The following is a 3,188-nucleotide window of genomic DNA, read 5'->3' as shown; positions in this document are numbered from 1 at the left end:
TTGGAGCGGGAAACGAGACTCGAACTCGCGACCCCGACCTTGGCAAGGTCGTGCTCTACCAACTGAGCTATTCCCGCGTCGTCTTGATGGAGGCTATTCTAGCGATTTTAAAAACCTCGTCAAGCCTTTGATTCAAAAAAGTTTTATTTTTTTTCTGAACCGTCCCGCAGGTGTGGCCAGGCCGCCCGCAAGTACTGTTGCATCGACCACAAGGTCAGGCCCGCAGCAATCATCAGCAACGAGTAACCCAGCACCACCCAGAAGTTGAGCACCGGCGGGTTGGCCAACAGGATCACCAGAGCCAGCATCTGCGCGGCGGTCTTCCATTTGCCCAGGTTCGACACCGCTACATGAGCGCGGGCGCCCAGCTCGGCCATCCACTCGCGCAGCGCCGAAACAACGATTTCGCGCCCGATGATGACCGCCGCCGGCAAGGTCAACCACAGGTTGGCATGCACCTGAACCAGCAATACCAGCGCTACCGCAACCATCAGTTTGTCGGCAACAGGGTCGAGAAACGCACCGAACGGTGTGCTCTGCTGCAGGCGCCGGGCCAGGTAGCCATCCAGCCAGTCGGTCGCTGCGGCAATGGCAAAGACCGTGCTGGCGGCAAGGTAGCTCCAGTGGTACGGCATATAGAACAACAAAATGAAGATCGGTATGAGCAGGACGCGAAGAACGGTAAGCAAATTAGGAATATTCATCGGCACAACTGGCTGCAAAGTGAGCGGGCATTCTACTCGCTATGCAGGCTGTCATAAATCGACTCAGCAAGCTTTTTACTGATTCCGGGTGCTTTAGCGATTTCTTCTACGCTGGCACGGGCCAATTCCTGCAACCCACCGAAGTGTTTGAGCAGGTCGCGACGACGCTTGGGCCCTACCCCGGCAACACCTTCAAGGCTGGAGGTACGCCGCGCCTTGCCGCGTCGGGCACGGTGGCCGGTAATGGCAAACCGGTGGGCCTCATCGCGAATCTGCTGGATCAGGTGCAACGCCGGGGAATCCCCGCGCAACGTGAACTCGTGGGCGGCATCATTCAGGTAAAGGGTTTCAAAGCCGGCCTTGCGCGTAACGCCCTTGGCCACGCCCAGCAGAATCAGCTCGGGTACGGCCAGTTCCTGCAGTACATCCCGAGCCATGTTCAGTTGGCCCTTGCCGCCGTCCACCAGCAGGATATCGGGCAGTTTACCCTCGCCTTCCTTGAGCCGGGCAAAGCGTCGGGTCAAGGCCTGGTGCATGGCCGCATAGTCGTCGCCAGCCGTCACGCCTTCAATGTTGTAGCGACGGTAGTCCGACTTGAGCGGGCCTTCCGGCCCGAACACCACGCAGGACGCCACGGTCGCCTCACCGCTGGAGTGACTGATGTCGTAGCACTCCAGTCGTTGAGGTATCTCGTCGAGCTTGAGCACCTGAGCCAGTGCTTCAAATCGCGCCGCCATGTGCTGGCGATTGGCCAAGCGCGCCATCAGCGCCTGTTCAGCGTTGGTAACCGCCAGTTGCTGCCAGCGCGCGCGCGTGCCGCGAACCCGGTGGCTGATGCTCAACTCGCGGCCACGCAGGCTATGGATCGCGGCGGTGATCGCCTCGAAGTCCTCATGCACCACGTTGACGATCAACTCGCCCGGCAGGTCGCGTTCAGGGTTCGCCACATAATACTGCGAGAGAAACGCAGCCATGACTTCGGCCACATCCTCCTCAATACCCACCTGCGGAAAGAAGTTCTTGCTGCCCAGCACTCGCCCGCCACGCACACTGATCAGGTGTACGCAGGCACCACCCGGGTTGACGAACGCGGCTATCACATCGACATCACCGCTACCGCCCTCCATGCTCTGCTGGTCCTGGACCCGCCGCAGCAAGGCAATCTGATCGCGCAACTCAGCCGCGCGCTCGAACTCCAGGGCCATGGCTGCACGCTCCATGGCCGCACTCAACTCATCGGTCAGTTGGTGGCTGCGCCCTTCCAGGAACATCACCGAGTGACGTACATCCTCGGCATACACCTGCGGCTCAACCAGACCGACACACGGAGCCTTGCAGCGCTTGATCTGATACTGCAGGCAAGGCCGCGTGCGGTTGCTGTAATAGCTGTCTTCACACTGGCGCACCAGAAAGGTTTTCTGCAGCAGGTTCAGGCTCTCGCGAATGGCTCCGGCGCTGGGATAAGGCCCAAAATACTTGCCCTTGGCCTTCTTGGCGCCACGGTGAATGCCCAGGCGCGGGTATTCACCCTCGGAAAGCACGACGTATGGGTAGGATTTGTCGTCACGTAGCAGGATGTTGTAAGGCGGCCGCCATTCCTTGATCAGCGTCTGCTCCAGCAGCAGCGCCTCGGTCTCATTGGCGGTAATGGTGGTTTCGACCTGAGCGATCTTGCCCACCAGCGCTGCCGTTTTCGGCGCAAGACCGGTCTTGCGGAAATAGCTGGCCAAGCGCTTTTTGAGGTTCTTCGCCTTGCCTACATAAAGCAGGCGCGCGTCCTCGTCGAACATTCGATAGACGCCCGGGCGACCACTGCAGGTCGCCAGGAAGGCGCTTGAATCAAAAACAGGGATCATGTTCAGAGATTGGCGTCGACCATGCCATGGCGGACCGCCAGCAACGTGAGTTCGACGTCGCTGGTGACCGAAAGCTTTTCAAAGATACGGTAACGGTACGTGTTCACGGTTTTCGGCGACAAGCACAGCTTGTCGGAAATGATCTGTACCTTCTGGCAACCGACGATCATCAGCGCGATCTGGATCTCTCGCTCTGACAACGCGTCGAAGGGTGAGCCCTGCGGCTGGAACGGCTTGAGTGCAAGCTGTTGGGCGATCTGTGGGCAGATATAACGCTGCCCGGCAAACACCAGGCGTATGGCCTGAACCATTTCATCCAGCCCAGCGCCCTTGGTCAGGTAGCCAGCAGCCCCCGCCTGCAGCAAACGTGTCGGGAACGGGTCCTCTTCACAGACCGTTACCGCCACCACTTTCACATCAGGGTGGCTACGCAGCAGCTTGCGGGTGGCTTCCAGGCCGCCGATCCCCGGCATCTTGACGTCCATCAGGACGACATCCGGCTTCAACTCACGCGCGACCTTCAATGAAGCCTCGCCCGAATCCGCCTCGCCGACCACCTGAAGACCGTCGATATCAGCCAGCATTCGGGTAATGCCTGTACGCACCAGATCGTGATCATCGACCACCA

The 3,188-nt window shown here is 59.6% G+C and carries 3 protein-coding genes and 1 tRNA gene; all 4 read right to left on the bottom strand.

From position 1 onward, the window contains the following. Window position 1 precedes the first annotated feature (1 nt). Window positions 2-77 (bottom strand) — tRNA-Gly (locus tag EKA13_RS26535). Between the two features lie 66 nt (window positions 78-143). Continuing rightward, window positions 144-704: a CDP-diacylglycerol--glycerol-3-phosphate 3-phosphatidyltransferase gene (pgsA, locus tag EKA13_RS26530; protein ID WP_065761978.1), complete on the bottom strand. Its 561-nt coding sequence runs from the start codon at window positions 702-704 to the stop codon at window positions 144-146. A 32-nt stretch (window positions 705-736) separates the two neighbouring features. After that, complete coding sequence (gene uvrC / locus EKA13_RS26525) at window positions 737-2,560, bottom strand: excinuclease ABC subunit UvrC (protein ID WP_065761977.1); 1,824 nt, start codon at window positions 2,558-2,560, stop codon at window positions 737-739. Window positions 2,561-2,562: 2 nt separating this feature from the next. Then, the gene (gacA, locus tag EKA13_RS26520; RefSeq protein WP_065761976.1) at window positions 2,563-3,186 is read right to left on the bottom strand and encodes a response regulator transcription factor GacA; all 624 of its coding nucleotides are present in this window, start codon (window positions 3,184-3,186) and stop codon (window positions 2,563-2,565) included. Between the last annotated feature and the right edge of the window lie 2 nt (window positions 3,187-3,188).

The sequence above is a fragment of the Pseudomonas defluvii genome, from assembly GCF_001695625.1.
In the GTDB taxonomy this organism is placed as follows: Bacteria; Pseudomonadota; Gammaproteobacteria; order Pseudomonadales; family Pseudomonadaceae; genus Aquipseudomonas; species Aquipseudomonas defluvii.
The sequence above is the reverse complement of the archived record's forward strand: the minus strand, read 5'-3'. Positions and strand labels throughout refer to the sequence as shown.